Source organism: Cupriavidus sp. GW822-FHT02D05 (assembly GCF_058802485.1).
This window is the reverse complement of the sequence record NZ_JBXAOE010000011.1, coordinates 239,310-260,893: the sequence shown is the minus strand read 5'-3', so window position 1 is coordinate 260,893 and position 21,584 is coordinate 239,310. Positions and strand designations below refer to the sequence as shown.

The 21,584-nt window shown below is 67.2% G+C and carries 17 protein-coding genes; 9 read left to right on the top strand and 8 right to left on the bottom strand.

What is annotated here, in order from left to right; all coding sequences use genetic code 11:
- Positions 1 to 119: 119 nt before the first annotated feature.
- Positions 120 to 1,409: a glutamate-1-semialdehyde 2,1-aminomutase gene (hemL, locus tag AC1RQK_RS17105; RefSeq protein ID WP_492809989.1), complete on the bottom strand. Its 1,290-nt coding sequence runs from the start codon at positions 1,407 to 1,409 to the stop codon at positions 120 to 122.
- 215 nt (positions 1,410 to 1,624) lie between these two features.
- On the opposite strand from hemL, the gene AC1RQK_RS17100 reads away from it, so the two are divergent.
- The 6 genes from AC1RQK_RS17100 to AC1RQK_RS17075 all read left to right on the top strand — a co-directional run bounded on the left by AC1RQK_RS17100 (position 1,625) and on the right by AC1RQK_RS17075 (position 12,150).
- Positions 1,625 to 1,795: a rubredoxin gene (locus AC1RQK_RS17100; protein WP_006159034.1), complete on the top strand. Its 171-nt coding sequence runs from the start codon at positions 1,625 to 1,627 to the stop codon at positions 1,793 to 1,795.
- A 446-nt stretch (positions 1,796 to 2,241) separates the two neighbouring features.
- On the top strand, positions 2,242 to 2,736 hold the full coding sequence (locus tag AC1RQK_RS17095; protein WP_006159033.1) for a response regulator: 495 nt from the start codon (positions 2,242 to 2,244) through the stop codon (positions 2,734 to 2,736).
- Positions 2,737 to 2,762: 26 nt separating this feature from the next.
- Positions 2,763 to 3,131, top strand: a complete 369-nt coding sequence (locus AC1RQK_RS17090; protein ID WP_043344417.1) for a response regulator — start codon at positions 2,763 to 2,765, stop codon at positions 3,129 to 3,131.
- Between the two features lie 66 nt (positions 3,132 to 3,197).
- Positions 3,198 to 3,767 carry a chemotaxis protein CheW gene (locus AC1RQK_RS17085; protein WP_492387113.1) on the top strand — a complete coding sequence of 190 codons (570 nt, stop codon included), beginning with the start codon at positions 3,198 to 3,200 and terminating at the stop codon, positions 3,765 to 3,767.
- Between the two features lie 102 nt (positions 3,768 to 3,869).
- Positions 3,870 to 6,038 carry a methyl-accepting chemotaxis protein gene (locus AC1RQK_RS17080; protein ID WP_492376600.1) on the top strand — a complete coding sequence of 723 codons (2,169 nt, stop codon included), beginning with the start codon at positions 3,870 to 3,872 and terminating at the stop codon, positions 6,036 to 6,038.
- Positions 6,039 to 6,135: 97 nt separating this feature from the next.
- The gene (locus tag AC1RQK_RS17075; RefSeq protein ID WP_492809985.1) at positions 6,136 to 12,150 is read left to right on the top strand and encodes an Hpt domain-containing protein; all 6,015 of its coding nucleotides are present in this window, start codon (positions 6,136 to 6,138) and stop codon (positions 12,148 to 12,150) included.
- A gap of 431 nt (positions 12,151 to 12,581) precedes the next feature.
- Here the strand turns inward: AC1RQK_RS17075 and AC1RQK_RS17070 are convergent, their stop codons facing one another.
- The 3 genes from AC1RQK_RS17070 to AC1RQK_RS17060 all read right to left on the bottom strand — a co-directional run bounded on the left by AC1RQK_RS17070 (position 12,582) and on the right by AC1RQK_RS17060 (position 15,683).
- Complete coding sequence (locus AC1RQK_RS17070; protein ID WP_492809983.1) at positions 12,582 to 13,886, bottom strand: MFS transporter; 1,305 nt, start codon at positions 13,884 to 13,886, stop codon at positions 12,582 to 12,584.
- A gap of 125 nt (positions 13,887 to 14,011) precedes the next feature.
- Positions 14,012 to 14,254 (bottom strand): hypothetical protein, encoded by a 243-nt coding sequence (locus tag AC1RQK_RS17065; protein ID WP_006162792.1) that lies wholly within the window; start codon positions 14,252 to 14,254, stop codon positions 14,012 to 14,014.
- Positions 14,247 to 15,683, bottom strand: coding sequence for an aldehyde dehydrogenase family protein (locus AC1RQK_RS17060; RefSeq protein ID WP_492809981.1), 1,437 nt, complete (start codon positions 15,681 to 15,683; stop codon positions 14,247 to 14,249). Before AC1RQK_RS17060 ends, AC1RQK_RS17065 begins: the two co-directional genes overlap by 8 nt.
- Positions 15,684 to 15,871: 188 nt before the next feature.
- Between AC1RQK_RS17060 and ppa the strand changes: the two genes are divergently transcribed.
- A complete protein-coding gene (gene ppa / locus AC1RQK_RS17055; RefSeq protein ID WP_043344428.1) occupies positions 15,872 to 16,399 on the top strand; it encodes an inorganic diphosphatase in 528 nt (175 codons plus the stop codon).
- A 180-nt stretch (positions 16,400 to 16,579) separates the two neighbouring features.
- Positions 16,580 to 17,134: a cytochrome b gene (locus AC1RQK_RS17050; RefSeq protein WP_492376738.1), complete on the top strand. Its 555-nt coding sequence runs from the start codon at positions 16,580 to 16,582 to the stop codon at positions 17,132 to 17,134.
- A 22-nt stretch (positions 17,135 to 17,156) separates the two neighbouring features.
- On the opposite strand, the gene AC1RQK_RS17045 is transcribed toward AC1RQK_RS17050, so the two are convergent.
- Positions 17,157 to 18,416, bottom strand: a complete 1,260-nt coding sequence (locus tag AC1RQK_RS17045; protein ID WP_492376739.1) for a GNAT family N-acetyltransferase — start codon at positions 18,414 to 18,416, stop codon at positions 17,157 to 17,159.
- A 217-nt stretch (positions 18,417 to 18,633) separates the two neighbouring features.
- Here AC1RQK_RS17045 and glnK point away from each other — a divergent pair, with 217 nt between their 5' ends.
- Positions 18,634 to 18,972: a P-II family nitrogen regulator gene (gene glnK, locus AC1RQK_RS17040; RefSeq protein WP_006162803.1), complete on the top strand. Its 339-nt coding sequence runs from the start codon at positions 18,634 to 18,636 to the stop codon at positions 18,970 to 18,972.
- A gap of 98 nt (positions 18,973 to 19,070) precedes the next feature.
- Here the strand turns inward: glnK and AC1RQK_RS17035 are convergent, their stop codons facing one another.
- The 3 genes from AC1RQK_RS17035 to trxB form a co-directional block, all read right to left on the bottom strand.
- The gene (locus tag AC1RQK_RS17035; RefSeq protein WP_150992623.1) at positions 19,071 to 19,712 is read right to left on the bottom strand and encodes a trimeric intracellular cation channel family protein; all 642 of its coding nucleotides are present in this window, start codon (positions 19,710 to 19,712) and stop codon (positions 19,071 to 19,073) included.
- Between the two features lie 13 nt (positions 19,713 to 19,725).
- On the bottom strand, positions 19,726 to 20,421 hold the full coding sequence (locus tag AC1RQK_RS17030; RefSeq protein WP_492387114.1) for a Smr/MutS family protein: 696 nt from the start codon (positions 20,419 to 20,421) through the stop codon (positions 19,726 to 19,728).
- 133 nt (positions 20,422 to 20,554) lie between these two features.
- Positions 20,555 to 21,502, bottom strand: a complete 948-nt coding sequence (gene trxB / locus AC1RQK_RS17025) for a thioredoxin-disulfide reductase (RefSeq protein ID WP_043344442.1) — start codon at positions 21,500 to 21,502, stop codon at positions 20,555 to 20,557.
- Between the last annotated feature and the right edge of the window lie 82 nt (positions 21,503 to 21,584).

The following is a 21,584-nucleotide window of genomic DNA, read 5'->3' as shown; positions in this document are numbered from 1 at the left end:
TTGCCTACTTTCTTGGCGAGACAAGAAAGTAGGTCGCCTCCCCGCAGGGGAGGTGAAACTGCCTTTGACTTTCAGCCTTTGACCTTGAAGTGCAGTTCAATGACCAACAACACAAGCCCTCATGCCGCGAAAGCCTTGCGGGCGGCTTCGATGGTAGTGGCGAGGATCGCGTCGTCGTGCTGCGCCGAGACGAAGCCCGCCTCAAAGGCGGACGGCGCCAGGTAGACGCCGGCATCCAGCATGGCGTGGAAGAAGCGGTTGAAGCGCGCGGTATCGCACTGCGTGACTTCAGCAAAGCTGCCCGGCACGCCCTCGCGGAAGTACAGGCCGAACATGCCGCCGATGGCATCCGCCGCGAACGGCACGCCGGCATCAGCCGCGGCCGCGGCCAGGCCGTCGGCCAGCTTGCGGGTTTGCGCGGCAAGGCGGTCATGGAAGCCCGGTGCCTGGATCAGCTTGAGGGTGGTCAGCCCGGCCGCCACCGCCAGCGGGTTGCCCGACAGCGTGCCGGCCTGGTACACGGCGCCCAGCGGCGCCAGGCAGGCCATGATGTCGCGCCGCCCGCCAAAGGCCGCCGCCGGCATGCCGCCGCCGATCACCTTGCCCAGGCAGGTCAGGTCCGGCGTGATGCCGTAATGCGCCTGCGCGCCGCCCAGCGCTACGCGAAAGCCGGTCATCACCTCGTCGAAGATCAGCACGGCGCCATGCTTGGTGCACAGCGAGCGCATGGCTTGCAGGAACGCATCGCTTGCGCGCACCAGGTTCATGTTGCCGGCCACCGGCTCCACGATCACCGCGGCGATCTCACCGGCGTGCTTGATAAAGGCTTGCTCGAGCTGCTCGACGTTGTTGTACTCCAGCACCATGGTGTGCTTGGTCACGTCGGCGGGCACGCCGGCCGAGGAGGGCGCGTTCTTGGTGGTGTCGGCAAAGGTCAGCAGGCCGGAACCCGCCTTGACCAGCAGGCTGTCGGCATGGCCGTGGTAGCAGCCCTCGAACTTCACGATCAGGTCGCGCTTGGTGAAGCCGCGCGCCAGGCGCAGCGCGCTCATGGTGGCCTCGGTGCCGGAGGAAACCAGGCGCACCTGCTCGATCGACGGCACCAGCTTGCAGATTTCCTCGGCCATCTCGATCTCGGCCTCGGTCGGCGCGCCGAACGAGAAGCTGTGGGCCGAGGTCTCCTGCACCGCGCGCACCACTTCGGGGTGGGCATGGCCGACGATCATCGGGCCCCAGGAGCCGATATAGTCGATGTAGCGCTGGCCGTCGGCGTCCCACATGTAAGCGCCTTCGGCGCGCGTGATGAAGCGGGGCGTGCCGCCCACCGAGCGGAAGGCGCGCACGGGCGAATTGACGCCGCCCGGAATGGTTTGCTGTGCGCGGTCGAAGAGCTGCTGGTTACGAGACATGGCTTTGCGTGAAATCAAAAGCGGGAGAAACGCGTTCTAACAGGCAGCAAGTTACCTTGAAGATGCCGGCAAAAAGGCTCAAATGCGAGGCATTTACGCGGTAACGTGCGCGAACACGGCGTATTTGGCCCGAATCCTGCTAGCCCGGCTGGCGCCGGCGGCGCCGATTCGGTACCATCTGGCCCTGAATTTTAATGGAGAGTGACTGGACCGTTATGGAATACAAGACCTGGATGTGCCTGATCTGCGGCTGGATTTACGACGAAGCTACCGGCGCGCCCGAAGACGGCATTGCCCCCGGCACCAAATGGGAAGACGTGCCCATCAACTGGACCTGCCCGGAATGCGGCGCGCGCAAGGAAGATTTCGAGATGGTGGCGCTCTGACATGCTCCAGGCTGGCTGGAGTTGCTAAACAGCAACGCTAGCACCGCCGCGTCGCCAGCCAGCACAGGCTGGATGGCTTGATCTGGCCATGCGTCGCCATGACGCGACCGTGACGACACCGCTTGGGGCCTCAGCCCGCCGCGGCGCGTCGCGTCGATGCGACAGATCGCCAGGGGCCGCCCGAGATTCCGGATTGACGGCCCCACGGCGACTTGTCACACTCTGTTTCAAATTTGAAAATCCACCCTTTGGGGGGTGGACCGCGGCAGGCGCGGGTACCACGCGCCGCCGTTTGCCGGGCACCGGGGCTTTCCGGCCGGCGTGTTTTCGGGAATCAAATCGTTTTGTTTCGGGGGTCCGTCGGGGCGGCCAGGCTGCCTTGCGCGGAAGTTCTCAAGTGAATGCCGGCGTTTCCGTCAGGGAAACACGCTGGTCGCGGGAACGAGATGCGGGTCGCTCAACTACAAGAAGGTATTCGGGTCAACGCCGAGGTCAGCGGCGCGGTCGAAGCTGGCGCTGGCGCTAGCGGCGCTGCTGCGCCTGCGCGCCGCAAGGTGCTCGTCATTGACGATTCCAGCACCATTCGCCGCACCGCCGAGATCTTCCTGTCCCAGGCCGGCTGCCAGGTGCTGCTGGCCGAAGACGGCTTCGAGGCACTCGCCAAGGTCGGCGACATGCATCCGGACCTGATCTTCTGCGACATCCTGATGCCGCGCCTGGACGGTTACCAGACCTGCGCCCTCATCAAGAAAAGCCCCCGGTTCCATGCCATCCCGGTGATCATGCTGTCCTCCCGCGACGGCGTGTTCGACCGTTCGCGCGGCCGCCTGGTCGGCGCGCAAGACCATCTCGCCAAGCCTTTTACCCGTGAGTCGCTGCTGCAGGCGGTAGACGCCTGCGTGCCACGTGCCGCTGCCGTGGCCAGCCCCTTGCCGGCTTGAGCGCAATCCAAGGAATACCAATCATCATGACTATCAGCAAAATCCTTATCGTCGACGACTCCCCCACCGAAGCCCTGTTCATGTCCGACCTGCTCGGCAAGAAGGGCTTCAAGGTCTCGGTGGCCGGCAATAGCGAACAGGCCTTCGCCCGGCTCGAGAAGGAACCCTTCGACCTGATCCTGATGGACGTGGTGATGCCCGGCCAGAACGGCTACCAGGCGACCCGCGCGATCAAGCGCGACGACCGCTTCAAGGACATCCCCGTGATCATGTGCACCAGCAAGGGCCTGGACACCGACCGCATCTGGGGCATGCGCCAGGGCGCGGCAGACTACGTCGTCAAGCCGGTCGATGGCGAAGAACTGCTGACCAAGATCGCTGCGCTGGCGCACTGAGCCGCGCGCCGGTTTCCTGCCCGCTTGCATCCGAGCCCATCCTTGCCTTCTCACCGGAACCCGACCATGACCGCGCCGCGCCAGGATCTTCGTGCCCGCCAGACCCGGCTGCAGGACTACCAGGCCATGCTGGCCCGCCGGCTGCGCGAGGCGCGCAGCCTGCCGGCGGTGGACAGCTTCCTGGGCTTGCAGGTGGGACAGCGGCACTGGCTGCTGCCGTTGCCGGAGACGGGCGAAGTGCTGGAGATGCGCCAGCCCAGCCGCGTGCCGCTCACGCAGTCCTGGTACACCGGGCTGGTGAACGCGCGCGGCAGCCTGCTGGGCGTGATCGATTTCGGCCTGTTCTGCGGCGAGGGAGCCACCGCGCTGCAGCCGGGCAGCAAGATCGTGGTGCTGTCGCGCCAGGTGGAGCGTGCCTGCGGCATCCTGGCCACGCGCGTGATCGGGCTGCGCCATGCCGGCGACCTGTCGTTGCCGGTGGAAGCGGCGAACGCGCCGCCGGCGGGGCAGGATGCAGCGCCAGACTGGGAGGGGGCGCGTTTTGCCGATCGCGACGGGCGCGACTGGCAGGTGCTCGATGTGCGCAGGTTGCTGGCGTCACCGGCCTTCCTGCAGGTGGGCCGGCAGGCTGCCTGAACGCCGCGCGGCGCCGCTTGCAAGGATGCGAAGCCGCAACGGTGCAACGGCGCAACGGCACGGCGACAAATCAAATTCAAAAAATAACGGACAGAGGGTGCTATGGGTTTCAAGATGTTCAGCCTGGGTCGCCAGGCACCGGCGGCCGGTGCCGCCGAACTGGCGGCAGACGCCGCAGCCGCGCCCAGCACGCGAAGCACCCCGGCCGAGACGCTCTCGGGCCGGCTGTCCCGCATCCCGTTTGCCAGCCAGCAGCGCGCGCTGACCACCGGCGTGGTGGTGTCGCTGGCGGCGCTGCTGGCATCGGTGTATTTCGATAACCGCGAAGCCAACAACGGCGCGGCGCAGATCGAGATCGCCGGCGACATGCTGATGCACTCGCAGCGGCTGGCCAAGGCCGTGCCGGTGGCGCTGCTGGGCAACGCGCAGGCGTTCACGCAGCTGCGCCAGTCCAAGAGCGAGCTCGCGGGCGACTTGCAGGCGCTGCAAGACGGCAGCGATGCGAAGCACGTGCGCGCGACCGGCGCAGCCGCCGCGCCGCTGCTGGAAAAAGCGATGGAGTCCTGGCAGCGCACCGAGAAGAGCGCCGGTGACGTGCTGGCCCAGCAGCCCACCCTGACCACCATTGGCCAGACGCTGCAGATCTTCAACGCCTCCAACCCCGAACTGCTGGAAAGCGCGGAGCAGGTGGCGGCAATCAAGTTGCAAAGCGGCGCCAACGCGCGCGAGGTGGCTGCCTCCGCGCAGCTGGTGATGCTGACGCAGCGCCTGGGTAAGAACCTCAACGAGTTCCTGGCGGGCGAAGGCGTCAACCCGGAAACCGCGTTCCTGCTCGGCAAGGACACCAATACCTTCCGCGAAACCCTGGATGGCCTGATGAACGGCAGCGAAGCGCTGCGGCTGTCGGCGGCGGGAGATGCTGAAACCCGCGGCTACCTGCAGCAACTGTCGCAACGTTTCGACGCGGTGCAGAAGACCACCCAGACCATCCTGCAGAACCTGCCCGGCCTGATCGCCGCCAAGCGCGCGCAGCAGCAGATCTTCAACGACAACGAGGCACTGCGCGGCGAGCTGTCCGCGCTGCAGGCCGCTTATGCGCAAGGCGCGCGCGTGCGCCCGCTGACGCTGGGCGCCACCATCGTCTCGGCCTTGCTCACGCTGCTGTTCCTGGCCGGCCTGGCCGCGCTGTACCTGCGCGACTCGCGTGCCCGTACCCTCGAAGCCGAGGCCCGCGAGCGCGAGGCTGAAGCCCGCCGCCTGGATGAAAAGCGCAACAACGACGCGACCCAGAAGGCGATTTTGCAGTTGATGAACGAGTTGCAGGACATCGCCGACGGCGACCTGACCAAACAAGCCACCGTGACCGAGGACATCACCGGCGCCATCGCCGACTCGGTGAACTACACGGTGGAAGAACTGCGCGAACTGGTCGGCCGGGTGCAGCAGACCGCCGGCGAGGTGACGCAGGCATCGGGGCAGGTGCAGGACACCTCGACCGAGCTGGTCGCCGCCTCGGAAGAGCAATCGCGCCAGATCCGCCAGACCGGCGAATCGGTGGTGGAGATGGCGGACCGCATCACGCAGGTCTCGCGCGGCGCGGCGGAATCCGCCAACGTGGCGCGCGCCTCGCTGGCCGCGGCCGAGCAGGGCCAGCACGCGGTGCAGAACGCCATCGTCGGCATGAACGACATCCGCGAGCAGATCCAGGACACCTCCAAGCGCATCAAGCGCCTGGGCGAATCCTCGCAGGAGATCGGTGAAATCGTCGAGCTGATTTCCGACATTACCGAGCAGACCAACGTGCTGGCGCTGAACGCCGCCATCCAGGCCGCATCGGCCGGTGAAGCCGGGCGCGGCTTCTCGGTGGTGGCCGAAGAAGTGCAGCGGCTGGCAGAGCGCTCCGGCGAGGCAACCAAGCAGATCGGCGCGCTGATCCGCACCATCCAGACCGACACCCAGGACGCGGTGCACGCCATGGAGCGCAGCACGCAGGGCGTGGTGGAAGGGGCCAAGCTGTCGGACAACGCCGGCGCCGCGCTGGTGGAGATCGGCCGCGTGTCGCGCCAGCTCGCCGAGCTGATCGAGCAGATTTCCCAGACCACCTCGCATGAGGCGGGGCTGGCTACCGCGGTGGCACGCAATATCGAAGGGATCCTGCAGGTGACCGAGCAGACCTCGTCCGGCACGCGCCAGACGGCACTCTCGGTGCGCCAGCTGACCTTGCTGACCGAAGAGCTGCGCAATTCGGTGCTGCGATTCAAGATCGCCTGACGAGTCAGCATACGAGTCAGCATTGGTGTTCAACGCGAGCCCGCGCGGATGCGGGCCACGGACCGGCGCCACCGCATTGGACGCATTGGAAGCAGTCATGTCATTGAATTTCCCTGTCTCGCGCGAGGCCGCCGGCACCGATCCGGCCGTGCAGGATCCGCTGGCGCCGATCCCTTCGCCGGACCTGTCCGCCGAGCTGGCCGCCCCTGCCAGGAAGCCTGCCGCCCTGGTAGCTCGTGATCTTTCCGTGCTGGCCTGGCTGGCGCCGAGCCTGCGCGCCGCGCTGGATGACGCCGCGGCCGAGCTGGGCCATTACGTCGATGAAGTGCAGCAGGCGCCCGAGGCGCTGGGCGCGCGCGACACCACTTCGCTGCGCCTGGCCGGCCAGCACCTGCACCAGGCCGCCGGCGCGGTGCACATCGTTGGCCTGCGCGGGGTCGATCCGTATTGCCAGGCGCTGCGCCGCCTGCTCGAAGGCATCGATGGCGGCGCCGTGCCCGCCGACGCCCGCACGCTGGCCGCGTTCCGCCTGGGCGTGCAAGCGCTGGCCGAGTACGTCGACGACCTGATGGTTGGCGACGACGAAGATCCGGTGCGGCTGTTCTGTTCCTATGCGGACGTGCTGGGCCGCCTTGGCGAAGACCGCGTGCACCCCGCCGACCTGTGGGTGGACGAGCTGCAGATGCTGCCCGGCATCTTGCTGCCGATGCGCATGGCCTCCACGGTCACGCGCGCGCGCCAGCGCTTCGAGGCGGCGTTGCTCAAGGCGCTGCGCCTGCCGGTGCCATGCGCCGAGCCGAGCCTGTTGCACGAGGCCTATCTGCCGCTGGAGTCCGCGCTGGAAGACGTACGCGCGAGCGAGCAGGAACTGCGCCGGGCCACCGACCATCCAGACCGCGGCGTGTGGCATGTGCTGGCGCTGGTGTTCGGCGCGCTGGCCCACGGCCTGCTGCCGTCGGACCTGCTGGCCAAGCGGCTGGCTGGGCGTGCCCACCTGCTGCTGCGCCAGTACCTGCAAGGCCAGGTGCGGGTGCCGCAAGCCTTGCTCAACGACGCCGTGTACCTGCTGGTCACCACCAGCGGAACGCCGCCCGCGGACGAACCGCAGGGCGCGCCCGTGCTGGTGCTGCGCTCCGCCATTCGCGAATGCCTGCAAGCCTTCCGCATCGATGCGGCGCATGCCACCGTGCATGCCGACTTCCGCGTGCGCTACTACGGCTGGCTCGACCCGATCGACACCCGCAACCTGCAGCAGGCGGCCACCGCGCTCGAGCGGGCCGCTGCCGCTGGCCCGGATCACGGTGAATGGCATAACGCGCTCGCCGTGCTGGCCGAAGCCGCGCAGCCGCTGGCCCAGCCGGCGCTGCTGCGCTGCCTGGATGCCGCGCTGCAGGTCCGCCCTGGTGCCGATGATCCCTTTGGCGCCAGCGCCATTGCCTTGTTCCTGGGGCGGGCACTGGCGCTGCCATGGCGCGTGCATGGCAGCACCGGGCACGCGGCGGCGGCCGAGTTCGCACGGCGTTGCGATGAACTGACCTTGTACCTTGGCGCGCATGAGCGTGGCGAGCCCGCTGCGCAAGCGCCGCGCTGGCTCGCGCAGATGGTGGACCAGGCGCGCACCCAACGCCTGCGCGAGGCGGCAGTGGCGCAACTGCGCGGCCACCTCGACAGCGGCGAATCCTGGCTCGATGCCTATGACCGCGATGCCACCCGCGCTGAAGCCGGCGCGCACCTGCGCGACGCCGAACGCGCGTTCGCGGCACTCGCCGGCACGCTGGCTGGCTTGCGCGAGGCCGGCGCGCTGCCAGAAGCCTTGCAGGCCGATGCGCTTGCGGTAGCGGCGGCGCTGGAGCGCGTGATGCCAGCGCTGGAATGGCTTGCCGGCACGCGCGCCACGCAGGCTGCAGGCGAGCCTGTCAGCGCCGCCGACGCGGTGAGCGAGCGCGCTGGCCACCTTGCCGCGATTGCCGGCGAGCTGGGTGTTGTGCATGCCTTTATCGATGCGCTGGCATTTGGCCGTGCCGCATCAGCGGACACGCATGCCGATGCCGTCGACGTTACCGCGCAAGACGAGCAGGGCGGCGCGGTTTCCCACGCGACGCTGCTAGCCAAGGCGCGCGCGGCAGCCAACGAGGCGATGCGCCATCCGGCGGCCGCTGACGCGCCCGAAGTGAAGGCGCTGCGCGCGGCGCTGCAGGCGATGAACGAGCAGGCCGCCATCGACGACGCAGCTGGCCTGCGCCGCCAGGCCGGCGAAGCCACCACGCAGCTCAATGCCTGGCTCGCCGGCTCCCACGGCGCGGCCGAGCGCCTGGTGGTGGCGCTGGCCGAGGCGCTGCCGGCCAGCGCGCCCGGCACGCCCGCGCCAGCGGCAGCCATGCCCGCCGCGGCCGATACCGCCGCCATCGACGCCGAACTGCTGGACATCTTCCTGACCGAAGCGGTCGAAGTGCTGGGCGAGGTCGCCAATGATCTCGGCGGCGGCCTCCACGCGCTGGCGGATGCCGATACCATCAGCCGCCTGCGCCGCGCCTTTCATACGCTCAAGGGATCCAGCCGGATGGTCGGCCTGCATCGCTATGGCGAAGCAGCCTGGGCAATCGAGCAGGTGATGAACCTTTGGATTGCCGAGGCCCGCGCCCCGGCGCCGGTCCTGCTGGACTTGCTGCTGCGTGCCCACGATGAGCTGTCTGGTTGGGTGAACGCACTGCGCGGCGATGCCCATGCCGCGCACGATGCCACGGGCCTGCTGGCCGCGGCGCAGTCTGTGCGCGCGGGTGAGCAGCCCGAGGACGAGCAGGTGCTGGAAGCACAACCGGTGATGGAGCTGGAACCCGTGCCACGTATCCAGCCCCCTGCGCAGGATGCAGAGCACCCGGCCGAGGCCGAAGTGGACAACACGGTGGCGGCGGATGCCAAGGTCATTCCTTTCCGCTTTGCCAGCACGCCAGCCGAGGAAAACGACCACTTCAAGCTGATCGGCCCGGTGCGCATCAGCCTGCCGCTTTACAACGTCTACCTGCAGGAAGCCGACGACCTCATCCGCCAGTTCGCCACCGATCTCTCCGAGTGGCGCCACGAGGGCCGTCCCTGCCCGAGCGAGCTGGCGCTGCGTGTCGCGCATACCTTGCAAGGCAGCGCTTCCACGGTCGGCCTGGAACCGGTACGCGCCATTGCCGAGGCGCTTGAGCGTCTGATGCTGCAGCTCGGCGCGCACCCGGTGGCGATGCACCCGGGTGACTTCCGCTTGCTGGAGCAGGCGGTGGAGCGCGTGCGCGGCATGCTGCACCAGTTTGCCGCGGGCATCTGGCCTGCCGCCGATGACGCGCTCTGCCGCAGCCTGCTGGAGCTTGGCGAGCGCGCCATGGTGCGCCCGCGCCTGGCGCTGCCGGCGGTGGAGCTGCTGGCCGAGGCCGAGGACGCGCCGGTTGCGCAGCTGTTTGGCAAGCTGCCCGGCGCGGCCAATGCCGGCATGCTGCACGACGCCACCGTCACGCCCCTGCATGCGGTGCAAGCACAAGCGGCCCCGGGTGTCACGGATACGCCGGACGAGCAAGCCACCGAGGTCGCCGAGGAAGCCCCCGATCCGGCGCTCGTCGAGATTTTCCTGGAAGAAGCGCACGGCAGCTTGCCGGAGCTGGGCAAGCTGCTGCGTGGCTGGGAGGCCGCCTGCGGCGATGGCGAGCATGCCAGCCACGCCGGCCTGATCCTGCGCGCGCTGCACACGCTCAAGGGCAGCGCCCGGATGGCCGGCGCCATGGCGCTGGGCCAGGCCGCCCACGAAATGGAAACCCTGCTCGATGCCGCCGTGCGCGCCGATCGCGTGGGGCCGCTCCTGTTCGTGCGCCTGTACGCCTGGTACGACCGTATCCTCGCGCATAGCGAGGCGCTGCAGGCAGGCCGCCTGCTGCCGGTGGACGATCCCGAGCTGATCAACACCATGACCGGGCAGAACAGCGCGCCGGACGAGGCGCCGGTTCCGGCCGCACCCGCCGCACCCACACCTGCGCCTGTGCAAGACGCGCCACAAGCTGGTGTTGCCAGCCACGCCGCGCCGCCGAGCGCCACGGTGCAGCCGTGGCTGCCCAGTGCGCCTATGCGGCCGGTGGGGGCATCCCTGCCGGTGCCCGCAATGGGCGCTGCGCTGGCCCCCGCCACCGACGCCGTCGAACGCCAGCGCGCGCTGGTGCGGGTGCAGGCCCGCACCCTTGATACGCTGATCACCGATGCCGGCGAAGTCGGCGCGACGCGCGCGCGGCTGGAGAGCGAGCTCGACGCGATGCGCAGCTACCTGGGCGAGCTCAACGACAACGTGGCGCGCTTGCGCGGCCAGTTGCGCGAGATCGAGATCCAGGCCGAGTCGCAGATGGCCTCGCGCACTGCCGATGCCCAGCACACGGTCGAGTTCGATCCGCTCGAGTTCGATCGCTTCACGCGTTTCCAGGAGCTGACGCGGATGATGGCCGAGTCGGTCAACGACGTGGCCACCGTCGAGCAAAACCTGCAGCGCGGCTTCGATCGCGCCGCCGGCGACCTCGACGCGCAAGCCCGCCTCACGCGTGGCCTGCAGCGCAGCCTGATGCAGGCGCGCATGGTGCAGTTCGACGCGCTGGCCGAGCGTTTGTACCGCGTGGCGCGCCAGGCCGCCAGCGAGACCGGCAAGGAAGTGCGCCTGCTGATCAAGGGCGGCACCGTAGAGGTCGACCGCTCCGTGCTGGACCGCATGGCCGGCCCGATCGAGCACCTGATCCGCAATGCCGTTGTGCACGGCATCGAGTCCGCCGACGTGCGCCGCGCCGCGGGCAAGCCCGCCACCGGCGCGCTCACACTGGAAGTGCAGCAAGAAGGCAATGAGGTGGTGCTGCACTTCGTGGACGATGGCGGCGGCCTGGACCTCGTGCGCATCCGCGCGCGCGCCATCGAGCGCGAGCTGCTGGCGCCGGACGATGATGCGGGCGATGCCCGCCTCACCGAGATGATCTTCGCCCCAGGCTTCAGCACCGCGGATACGGTGTCGGAGCTGGCGGGGCGCGGTGTCGGCATGGACGTGGTGCGCGCTGAAACGGTGGCGCTGGGCGGGCGCATCGCGCTGGCCACGCAATACGGGCAGGGCACCCGCTTTACCGTGCACCTGCCGCTGACGACAGCCATTACGCAAGTGCTGCTGGTCACGCTGGGCGGGCGGCCCTTCGCCATCCCCAGCGGCATGATCGACCAGGTTCAGCAACTGCGCTCGCAAGGCCTGCTTGAAGCCTACAACCAGGGCAGCCTCGACGCGCCCGGCGGCGCCGTGCCGTTCCACTACCTCGGCACGCTGCTGGAGGAAACGCCGGCGGTAGCCGCAGGCAAGAAGTATTCGCCGGTGGTGGTGGTGCGCAGCGGTGTCGAGCGCATCGCCGTGCACGTGGACGAAGTGATCGGCAACCGCGAAGTGGTGGTCAAGCACATCGGCCCGCACCTGGCACGCCTCGAGGGCATTGCCGGCGCGACCACGCTTGGTGACGGCGAGATCGTGCTGATCTACAACCCGGTCGTGCTGGCGCAGCGCTTCGTGCGCGAGCGCGGCGAGCTGGCCCGTCCGCAGCTTGCCGCTCTGCCGCATCTGCCCCAGCCAGCGCAGCAGCCGACGCTGGGTGCGGTGGCCGAGTTCTCGCAAGGCGGCGCGGCTCCGGTGCAAGGGCTGGCCACGCAGCCGACCGTCATGGTGGTCGACGACTCACTGACCGTGCGCAAGGTCACGCATCGCTTGCTGACGCGGGCCGGCTACCAGGTGGTGCTGGCGCGCGATGGTGTGGACGCGTTGCGGCAGTTGCAGGAGGTGATGCCTGACGCGATGCTGGTCGACATCGAGATGCCGCATATGGATGGTTTTGACCTGACGCGCAATGTGCGGGCGGATAGCCGGACCGCGCATATGCCGTTGGTGATGATCACTTCGCGCACGGCGGAGAAGCATCGGCGTTATGCGGCTGAGATCGGGGTGAATGTTTATTTGGGTAAGCCGTATAACGAGGATGAGTTGCTCACTACGTTGCAGCATTTGTTGGGTGAGCGGGCGGTTGGGATGGCGGGGTCGGTGGCGCAGATGCTGGGGGAGGATGCGGGGAATTGATGGTGGTGGTGGGTGGTTGACTGCAACTGCAACTGCAACTGCTGTTTCACCACCCCTTCGGGGCGGAGACCTACTTTCTTGTCTTGCCAAGAAAGTAGGCAAAGAAGGCGCGCCGGATGGGGCGACTACCCCCTCGGGCTTCGACGAAAAGAGCGGCCGGGACCCAAACTCGCATCGCCTTAAGGCGATACTCAGACATGGGTCCCTCTTTTCCGCTCTTTTCGCCGAATCCCGAGGCGCCCCATACGGCCTTGGCACACCTTGACGGCTCGCTTCGCATCGCGCTGGGGTGTTCCCCGCCTGGGGGCGGGTCACACGGCTACACTGAATCGATGCTCTGACTCTTCCGCTGGTTTGCTCCCCTCTCCCACTTGTGGGAGAGGGGCCAGGGGAGAGGGCGGGCATACCTTGTGGCGCCGGCCCTTGATCTCCTACTTGTTCACCATCCGCGCCGGCACCGACAGTGTCAACGCCGCACCCACCACCAGACACGCCGCCAGCAGGTACATCCCGGAGTCCGTGCTCTGCGTCAGGTCCTTCAGCCAGCCTACGGCGTAGGGGCTGATGAACCCAGCAAGATTCCCCAGCGAATTGATCAGCGCGATCCCCGCGGCCGCGCCTGTGCCAGCCAGGAAGGCCGTCGGCAGGCTCCAGAAGAGCGGCAGGGTGGTCAGGATGCCGATGGTGGCCAGCGTGAGGCCGAGCAGTGCCAGCACGGTATTGTTGTGCCATTGCACTGACAGCACCAGGCCGACTGCGCCCAGCAGCGCGGGAACGGCGATATGCCAGCGGCGTTCGCGGGTGCGGTCGGCGCTGTAGGCCACCAGCACCATGCCGACCACCGCGCAGCCGTAGGGGATGGCGGTGAGCAGGCCGATGTCCAGCGGGCTCTTCACGCCGGTCTGCTTGATGATGGTGGGCAGCCAGAAGCTGACGCCGTACAGGCCCATCACGAAGCTGAAGTAGATCGCGCTCATCAGCCACACGCGCGGGCTGGACAGCACCTTGCCGATCGGCGCGTCTTCCTTGTGTATGTCCTCGGCGGCGATGTTGCGCTGGAGCAGGGCCTTCTCTTCGTGGCTCAGCCACTTGGCGTGGACGATGCGGTCGTCCAGGTAGGCCAGCACCACCAGCCCAACCAGCACCGACGGGATGCCTTCGAGCAGGAACATCCATTGCCAGCCGGACCAGCCGTTGCGGCCGTCGAACGATTGCATCATCCAGCCCGACAGCGGCCCACCGATCACGCCGGAGAGCGCGATCGCGGTCATGAAGAAGGTGGTGGTGCGCCCGCGCCGGTGCGACGGGTACCAGTAGGTCAGGTAGAGGATGATGCCGGGGAAGAAGCCGGCCTCGGCGATCCCCAGCAGGAAGCGCAGCACGTAGAACATGGTCGGCGTGGTGACGAACATCATCGCCGCCGAGATCACGCCCCAGGTGATCATGATCCGCGCGATCCAGATGCGCGCGCCGACCTTGTGCAGGATCACGTTGCTGGGCACTTCGAACAGGAAGTAGCCGATGAAGAAGATGCCCGCGCCGAGGCCATAGATGGTCTCGCTGAACTTCAGGTCGCCGAGCATCTGCAGCTTGGCGAAGCCGACGTTGACGCGGTCCAGGTATGCCACCACGTAGCAAAGCAAAAGGAACGGCACCAGGCGCAAGGTCACCTTGCGGTAGGTGGCGTCCTCGAACGCGGGGTCGGCGGCGCCGGAGTGTACTGCGGTTGTTGTCATGCTGTCTCCTCTTGGATCTGTAGATCTACATGGATCTATTTTTCTGGTTGCACGATACCGCTGGGTCGGCGCCGCTTGCCGCATGCGGCGCCGGAAAAAACGTCTGCTATGTCTGCGCCAATGCTTTAGTGCGAGAACGGGCCGCGGCCGCGCAGCGCGTTGGCGACCATCATCAGCGCGAGCAGGAATGGCAGCGCCACGTAGAGGCACCAGTGCACGCGGTCCCCCACGGTGTCGCCCCATTTGCGCTTGAAGACCTGCAGGCGCGGCATGGCCGAGGGGTTGGTGGCGCGTTTGTTTCTGACGTGCCACGCCATCCAGAAGAAGAAAATGGCGAAGGCGACGGACAGGAAGTTGATATTACCCATGTTGAATGGCGATGGTTTTCAGTGTGGTGAATCCGTACAGGGCTTCGAAGCCCTTCTCGCGGCCGTAGCCTGACTGCCCGCTGCCGCCAAAAGGTAGCTCTACCCCGCCGCCGGCACCGTAGTTGTTGATAAAGACCTGGCCCGCGCGCAGCTTGTGCGCCAGGCGCAGCTGGCGCGCGCCATCGCGGGTCCAGATGCCGGCGACCAGGCCATAGGGCGTGCCGTTGGCGAGCGCGATGGCTTCTGCCTCGGTGTCGAACGGCGTGGCGGCCAGCAGCGGGCCAAACACTTCCTCCTGCGCCAGCCGGTGCGTGGGCGGCACGTCGCGGAACAGCATCGGCACCTGGTAATAGCCGGACTCCGGCGCTTGCGCCACGATCTGGCCTTGCGCCATGGCGGCAATGCCGGCGTGCTGCGCATCGGAGACGAAATCCCAGACGCGCTGCTGCTGCTTGCGGTTGATCAGCGGGCCGCATTCCAGGTCCAGCTCCGACGGCCCTACGCGCAAGGACTCGAACACCGTGGCCAGGCGGTCGAGCACGGCGTTGTAAAGCGGGCGCTCCACCAGCACGCGGCTGCCGGCCGAGCAGGTCTGGCCCGCGTTTTGCACGATGCCGTTGACGATGACCGGCACCAGCGCGTCGATGTCGGCATCGGCAAAGACGATCTGGGGCGACTTGCCGCCGAGCTCCAGCGTGACCGGCACGTGGTTTTCGGCCGCCATCTGCGCGATCAGCTTGCCGGTCTGCGGCGAGCCGGTGAAGGAAATGTGGTTGATGCCGGTGTGGCGCGCCAGCGCGGCGCCGGCTTCATGGCCGTAGCCGGTGACGATGTTCAGCGCGCCCTCGGGCAGGCCAGCTTCGGCCGCCAGCTCCGCCACGCGCAGCAGCGACAGGCAGGCGTCTTCGGCGGGCTTGACCACGCAGGCATTGCCCGTGGCCAGCGCCGCGCCCACGCTGCGCCCGAAGATCTGCAGCGGGTAGTTCCACGGGATGATGTGGCCGGTCACGCCATGCGGCTCGCGCACGGTCAGCACGGTAAAGCCGGGCTGGTAGGGGATGGTCTGGCCGTGCAGCTTGTCGACCGCGCCCGCGTAGAACTCGAAGTAGCGCGCCACGGCGCGCGCGTCGGCGGTGGCCTGGCGCAGGGGCTTGCCGGTATCGCGCGCTTCCAGCGCGGCGAGCTCGGCCTCGTGCTCGATCAGCGTCAGCGCCACGCGGTTGAGCAGGCGGGAGCGCTCGGCGGGCGCCATCGCGCCCCAGGCGCCGTCGGCGGCCTGGCGCGCGGCGTGCACGGCCACGTTGATGTCGACCGCGTTGCCGCGGGCGATTTCGGCGAAAGGCTCGCCGCTGGATGGGTCGAATACCTTGATGCGCAAGCCGGAGTCCGGCGCGATCAGGCGGTTGGCAACGAAGTGCTGGGCGTGCATTGGATGGCTCCGGCTGGATGCGACTGCCAGGTTGTGGCTGGCAGTGCGCCTGTCGATGCGGCTTGCGGACAATCCGCCATTATCACTCACGGCGCGAGACGCGCAAGGCACGCGCGCGTCAGGCCTGGGTCAGCTTCGAAACGCTATAATGCCCGCCATCCTCAAACACAGGCATCTGGAGAGCAAGCATGAGCTTCAACCTCGTTTCCCCCGGCAAGGACATCCCGAACGATTTCAACGTCATCATCGAAATCTCTGCCCAGAGCGATCCGGTGAAGTACGAAGCCGACAAGGAAACCGGCCTGCTCTTCGTCGACCGTTTCATCGGCACGGGCATGCGCTACCCGGCCAACTACGGCTTCATTCCCCAGACCCTGTCGGGTGACGGCGACCCCGTCGACGTGCTGGTGCTCTCGCCGTTCCCGATCCTGGCCGGCGCAGTGGTGCGCTGCCGCGCGCTGGGCATGCTCAAGATGACCGATGAGTCCGGCGTGGATGCCAAGCTGGTCGCCGTGCCGCTGGACAAGCTGTCGCCCGCCACCGCCTTCATGAAGGGCCTGTCGGACGTGCCGCAGAACCTGCTGGACCAGATCAAGCACTTCTTTGAGAACTACAAGGCACTCGAAGCAGGCAAGTGGGTCAAGGTGGAAGGCTGGGCCGGCATTGAAGAAGCCCACAAGGAAATCACCGACGGCGTGGCGAACTACACCAAGTAAGCACCGGCATCCATGGCCAGTCATGCCGGAATCCGGCGCGTGGCTGAACCGATGCTGAAAAAACCCCGCTGCGGCGGGGTTTTTTGTTGCGCGAGGCTTGATGGAAACCAAAGACGCCATAAAGCCGGTGGGTTAAGCTTCAATCACAGAACAACTCGGCAGGCAAACTGCCAATTCCCCATGTCCGCTACCTTTTCGACGCCGTCCACCATGGCACGGTATTCCGGCCCGGCGGTGTTCTTCCACTGGGCAGTGTTCCTGCTGATTGCCACCGCGTACGCCGCGATCGAGCTCAAAGGCTTTCTGCCCAAGGGCAGCGCATCCCGGGCATTGTCGATGTCGGTGCACACTTGGGCTGGCGCGCTGGTGCTCATCCTGGCGGTGCCGCGCCTGCTGTGGCGCCTGGTGCGCGGCGCGCCGGCGCCCGAGCCCGGTCCGCGCTGGATGCAGCTGCTCGGCAGTGCCATGCACCTTGTGCTCTATCTGTTCATTTTCGTGCAGCCCGTGCTGGGCCTGTTGGCCCTCAACGCCGGCGGCCACCTGCTGACGGTGCCAGGCCTTGGCATCGAGCTGCCCTCGCTGGTGGCGCAAAGCAAGGACCTGAAAGAGACCCTCGAGGACGTCCACGGCACGCTGGGCACCGCCTTCTACACGGTGATCGGGCTGCACGCCATCGCGGCGCTGTTCCACCACTACATGCTGGGCGATAACACGCTGCGGCGCATGTGGCGCTAAACGCGCGCCGGGCAAGCCGGCCCTAGCTGCGCGCAAACGGCGTGCGGTCGTTCAGCTCGTCCAGGTAGGCGTCGATGCCCTGGCGCTCGCGCACCAGGAAACGCTCCACGGCATCGGCAAAGGACGGGTGCGCCAGCCAGTGGGCAGAGCGGGTCGCCACGGGCAGAAAGCCTCGCGCCATCTTGTGCTCGCCCTGGGCGCCACCTTCGAAGGTGCGGATGCCCTGGGCTATGCAAAACTCCAGCGGCTGGTAGTAAGCCGTCTCGAAATGCAGGCAGGGGTGGTGCTCAAGCGCGCCCCAGTAGCGCCCGAACAAGGTGCTGCGCGCCGGGTCGTCGTCATAGACCACCAGGGACGCGGCAATCGGCTGGCCGGCACGCTCGGCGACCACCAGCAGCAGGTTCTCCGGCATGGCGGCGCCGATGCGCTGGAAGAAATCCAGGTTCAGGTAGGGCGTGGAATGATGCTCGCGGTACGTTTGCCGGTAGCAGCGGTTGAAAAAGCGCCATTGCGCCTCGTCGATCTCGGGCCCGCGCAACTGGCGGAAGGTGATGCCGGCGTCGGCCACGCGGCGCCGTTCGGCGCGGATGTTCTTGCGTTTCTTTTGCGAGAGCGTGGCCAGGAACGCTTCGAAGCTCTCATAGCCCGGGTTGGTCCAGTGGAACTGCACGCCGTGGCGCATCAGCATGCCGGCGTCTTCCATCAGCGCGGCCTCGTGCTCGTCGGGAAACAGCACGTGCAGGGAGGACAACTGGCTTTGTTCCGCCACCGCCAGCGCACATTGCAGCAGGCAGCGGCGCGCGTCTTCGTCCTCGGCCAGCAGCCGCGCACCCTGCACGGGCGTGAAGGGAACCGCGGACAGCAGCTTGGGGTAGTAGGGCAGGCGATGCTGCGCGTAGGCGTCGGCCCAGGCCCAGTCGAACACGTATTCCCCATAAGAGTGCGACTTCGCGTACAGCGGCATGGCCGCCGCCAGGCGCTCGCCACCCTCGGCGCGCCGCGCCCATAGCGTCAGGTAGCGCGGACTCCAGCCGGTCTCGTCGCAGGCGCTGCCACTGGCATGCATGGCGTGCAGGAAGGCGTGGCGCAGGAACGGCGTGGCCCCGGGCTGGGCCGCCACCAGGGCGTCCCACTCGGCCTCGGGCAGCTCGGACAGATCGAAAACGATCTGCGTGCGATAATTCTCCACCCGCTCGTGTTCCTGCCGGCCTTGTGCCGCAGCCGCCCCCGGGGTGGCCGCGTCAGGCTGGTCGGAGCCGGGCTTGAAAGATTCAGACTGCATTGCGCTAGATTTGCTCATCATCGGCGCTGCCCTCGGGCGGCGCCCTTGTTCCGGCATGGCTGCTTTGGCTGCTATGGCTGATCACGCCGCGCCCGCGCAGATGCGGGCGCGGCGACGGTTGAGTCTACCGGAAATGGCGCGGTGCGGCAGGCCACATCCCGCGGCTGGCAGGCAGGCTAAAATCTCTCACTAACCAACGACTATATAAGGGGCCAATATGAAGCAGATTACCGCCATCATCAAACCGTTCAAGCTGGACGAAGTGCGCGAGGCGCTGGCTGACGTCGGCGTGACCGGCCTGACGGTAACCGAGGTGAAGGGCTTTGGCCGCCAGAAGGGGCATACCGAGCTGTATCGCGGCGCTGAGTACGTGGTCGACTTCCTGCCCAAGATCAAGATCGAGGTCGTGGTTGCCGAGAACCAGCTCGACACCGTGCTGGACGCCATCGTCAAGGCAGCGCACACCGGCAAGATCGGCGACGGCAAGATCTTCGTGACCGAGATCGAGCGCGTGATCCGCATCCGCACCGGCGAGCAGGACGAAGCCGCCGTTTAAGCATTCGGGCGCTCAGGCTTTTTTAGCGTTCAAGCGCCGGCGGGCAATCCTGGCGATCCCACGGGAGGGGGCGCCTGGATTGCCGCTGTTGTTGTCGCCTAGCTCGGCAACTTCCAGCCGAAACGCACGCACAGCAGGCGCGCCGCCGTGATGGTGATGGCGCCCGCCAGCAGGGCCAGTTCCTGCTCGGCCTGCAGCCAGGTCAGGCCAACATAGACACAGCAGCCGACGAAGGCACAGGTGGCATAGGGCGAGCGGTCACGCAGGATCATCGGCACCTCGTTGCACAACACGTCGCGTACCACGCCACCGAACACCGAAGAGATGATGCCCATCATGACCGCCACGGTCGGGGTCATCTGCGCCACCAGCGCGAGCGATGTACCGGTGACCGAAAACAGCCCCAGGCCGATCGCATCGGCCGTGATCATGGTGCGCTCGGATGCCACCCGGCTGACCACCCGCAGCACGAACGACGCGCCGAGCGACATCACGAAGATCAAGATCACATAGCCTTCGTGGTCGACCCAGTAGAAGGGGCGGCGGTCCAGCAATACGTCGCGCACCGTGCCGCCGCCGAAGGCGGTGGCGAACGCTACCACGAAGGTGCCCACGGCATCGAAGCGCTGCTTGCGCGCATCGACCACGCCGGACACGGCAAAGGCGAGCACGCCCACCACTTCCATGACATGCAGGATCAGGGGCAACCGCCCCATCAGGAGATCGAGCGGCAAATGCATCGTGCGCGCCGTCTCAGGCGTGCGGCTGGCGCAGCAGCACCATCAGCGCGCCGGCACCGCCCTCGGCGCCGCGTGCCTGCACGAAGGCCAGCACTTCTTCCTTCTGTACCAGCCAGCTGCGCACCTTGCCCTTGAGCACGGGCGTCTTGTCCGGCGAGCCGTTGCCCTTGCCGTGGATCACGCGCACGCAACGCACGCCACGCTTGACCGAGCGCCGCACGAACTCGGCCAATGCCTCGCGCGCTTCTTCGCTGCGCAGGCCGTGCAGGTCGATCTTGTCCTGGGGCACCCATTCGCCGCGGCGCAGCTTCTTGACCACGTCCATGCCGATGCCGGGGCGGCGGAACGACAGGGTTTCGTCGGTATCGAGCAGGTTCTCGACGTCGAACTCGTCGGAAAGCGACGCGGCCAGCACGGCTTTGTCGTCCAGCTGGGTTTGCACCGGCACGGGCGCCGGATGGCGAGGCGCGGGAGTGACGCGGTTGCGGTCGCGCAGGGTGTTGACGTTGCCAACGCTGCTGCGGAATACGTCGGCTTCTTCGCGGGCGCGCTGCGCGGCTTCGTCCGCCGCGCGGCGCTCGGCTTCGCGCCGCTCCGTGTCGGCCTTGAGGGAGTCGCGCAAGCCGGACAGGTCGGTCAGGCCGAAACGCTTGGGCGGGTTGGCGGCGGGGGTGGCAGGTTTGGTGGGCTTTCTGGCGCCGTGCGTCATGGCGAGTCTCCGGGGTGCTCGGCGTGATTATAGGGTGGCAGGGCGGGGCGCGGCTGGTGCGGGCGGCGGCATCACCGGCTTGAAAAAGACAAAGGCCGGGCAAGCCCGGCCTGAGCCTTCAGTCTTTATCTCTTTACTGCAGGGCTTCCACGTAGCGCTGTGCATCCAGGGCTGCCATGCAGCCCGTGCCGGCGCTGGTGATCGCCTGGCGATAGATGTGGTCCTGCACATCGCCGGCTGCGAACACGCCCGGGATGCTGGTGGCCGTGGCATCGCCTGCCAGGCCGCTCTTGGTGACGATATAGCCGTTGTGCATCTCGAGCTGGCCTTCGAACAGTTCGGTGTTCGGCTTGTGCCCGATGGCCACGAACACGCCCGCCAGCTTGAGGTCTTCGACCGTGCCGGTGTTCACGTTGCGCACCTTCAGGCCCGTCACGCCGGAGTCGTCGCCGGTCACTTCTTCCAGCACGGAGTTCCAGCGGATTTCCACGCGGCCTTCCTTCTCGCGCTGCAGCAGGCGGTCGACCAGGATCGGCTCGGCGCGGAACTTGTCGCGGCGATGCAGCACGGTCACCTTGCTGGCGATCTGGGACAGGTAGAGGGCTTCTTCCACCGCGGTGTTGCCGCCGCCGACCACGGCCACTTCCTGGTTCTTGTAGAAGAAACCGTCGCAGGTGGCGCAGGCCGACACGCCGCGGCCCATGAACAGCTCTTCCGACGGCAGGCCAAGGTACTGGGCCGAGGCGCCGGTGGCGATGATCAGCGAATCGCAGGTGTATTCACCGGCATCGCCCACCAGGCGGATCGGGCGTTCGGTCAGCTTGGCGGTATGGATGTGATCGAAGATGATTTCGGTGTTGAAGCGTTCGGCATGCTCCAGGAAGCGCTGCATCAGTTCCGGGCCTTGCACGCCGTTGGCGTCGGCGGGCCAGTTTTCCACGTCGGTGGTGGTCATCAGCTGGCCACCCTGGGCCAGGCCGGTGATCAGCACCGGCTGCAGGTTGGCGCGGGCCGCATAGACGGCGGCGGTATAGCCGGCGGGGCCGGAACCGAGAATCAGCACTTTTGCGTGTTTGGCCATGATGCTTTCCTATGGCTGGTGCGCCTTGATGCGCACTAGCATGAATCGAAACCAGCATTATAAGTGGACCGGCGTTTGCTCA